This is a genomic window from Rothia sp. HMSC064D08 (genome assembly GCF_001809525.1).
Classification (GTDB): domain Bacteria; phylum Actinomycetota; class Actinomycetes; order Actinomycetales; family Micrococcaceae; genus Rothia; species Rothia dentocariosa.
The window spans coordinates 819,847-820,855 of record NZ_KV797900.1; the positions used below are offsets into that span (position 1 = coordinate 819,847).

2 protein-coding genes are annotated in these 1,009 nt (G+C 47.1%); both read right to left on the reverse strand.

Annotated features, from left to right (window positions below; translation table 11 throughout):
• On the reverse strand, positions 1-260 hold a 260-nt coding region (locus HMPREF2625_RS10965; RefSeq protein ID WP_210394410.1), incomplete at its 3' end, for a hypothetical protein.
• 5 nt (positions 261-265) lie between these two features.
• The coding region (locus tag HMPREF2625_RS10240) for a DUF6318 family protein (protein WP_246826787.1) at positions 266-1,009 on the reverse strand (744 nt) is incomplete at its 5' end.

A 1,009-nucleotide genomic window follows, 5' to 3' on the forward strand; every position in this document is an offset into this window, starting at 1 on the left:
TACCACCTCCTATAAGCCTCAACATCCTCAGCGTTACCGGCCTGGCTTGAATTTGTTTCACGCTCGTCATTATTAACATGTTTGGGCGCATGGGAACCTCCCTGTTCCCAAAGATCACCTCCAGTCTGATCTACACATTGAAAAGAGCGAGTGTCATTATTACAGGCTATAGAAAAAGCCGCAGGAACATAGGACAGGGACGCACTCACAAGTGTTGCCGAGAAAAACCCAGAAAATACTTTAGTTCTTAGAGATTTCAAGGGAATTACTTCTTTTCTGTAGCCAGGGAATGAACATTATCAATAAGCCATCGGTTGCCGTCATGATGAAGAGTCATTATGAACCAGTTGTTCTCATAATCTTCATTGCGAATTTTCTTATATGTTTTCCCATCCGAGTCAACATAGACGTAATACGGCCAAGCAACAAAGAATTTCCACTCATACTTACCGTTACCCTGGTTGATGGGTTCCCCATGAAACTCATATTTTCTTAAATCTCCGCCAATCATCCACCCACCCTCTTTATACAGTCCAGCATTGAGATCGTAAGTATCCCGTTCGTCTTTAAAATCTTTGCTAATAAACTTTTTCGCCTCGCTATAATCTCCAGTTTGCATGCCATAATTACGCCACTCCGTCCACGCCTGCACCGTCTTACGCATCCCCTCCAACGAAGCATTCGTATACCCCTCCTCCGCCTTCGGCTTCGGAACATTCTGCGCAGGACCATAAAAATCCGCAGGACGATACTCCCCCTCCGGAGCTTTCGAGTTCCCCGAATAATGCTGTGGCGCACTCGACGACGGCGACGGATTCTCACTTGAAGAAACAGACACAGAACCGGAAGCACCAGCACTTTCCGCACTAGAAGAACGAGAACTCTCAACAGCCACTCCAGCAGGCTTCGATCCCTCCCCACACGCAGATAACAACACAGCAAACCCACAAACGCCCAAAGCGCTCATAAGGGCACGACGAGACAAAACAGGGATACGAGTATTCATCGG